The following is a 445-nucleotide window of genomic DNA, read 5'->3' as shown; positions in this document are numbered from 1 at the left end:
AAGCATGGTAACATGTTCAGCTGACTGATACTAATAGGTCGAGGGCTTGACCAATAAAAAAACGATCAACAAAAGATCGTGTGCAATTTTCAGAGAACAAATCTCTTTAAAATATGTGATATCTGGTGATGATGGCATAGAGGAAACACTCCTTCCCATTCCGAACAGGAAAGTTAAGCTCTATAGCGCCAATGGTACTGCACGGGTGACTGTGTGGGAGAGTAGGACGTTGCCAGGTAATGGATCTTTAGCTCAGTTGGTTAGAGCAACCGGCTCATAACCGGTAGGTCCGGGGTTCGAGTCCCTGAAGGTCCACCATTTTTGGGGGTATAGCTCAGCTGGGAGAGCACCTGCCTTGCACGCAGGGGGTCAGGAGTTCGAATCTCCTTACCTCCACCAAATAGGTGGAAAGTCATGAACTAATGTTCATGGCTTTTTTTGTTAT

At 46.1% G+C, this 445-nt stretch carries 2 tRNA genes and 1 rRNA gene; all 3 read left to right on the top strand.

Going from position 1 to position 445, the window contains the following annotated elements:
* Positions 1-121: 121 nt before the first annotated feature.
* Positions 122-238: ribosomal RNA gene (rrf, locus tag O212_RS0114930) — 5S ribosomal RNA — on the top strand.
* 3 nt (positions 239-241) lie between these two features.
* A tRNA-Ile gene (locus O212_RS0114925) sits at positions 242-318 on the top strand.
* 5 nt (positions 319-323) lie between these two features.
* Positions 324-399: transfer RNA gene (locus O212_RS0114920), tRNA-Ala, on the top strand.
* Positions 400-445 lie beyond the last annotated feature (46 nt).

This window comes from Clostridium sp. Ade.TY (assembly GCF_000498355.1).
In the GTDB taxonomy this organism is placed as follows: domain Bacteria; phylum Bacillota; class Clostridia; order Clostridiales; family Clostridiaceae; genus Clostridium.
This window is presented reverse-complemented; position numbering and strand designations above follow the sequence as displayed.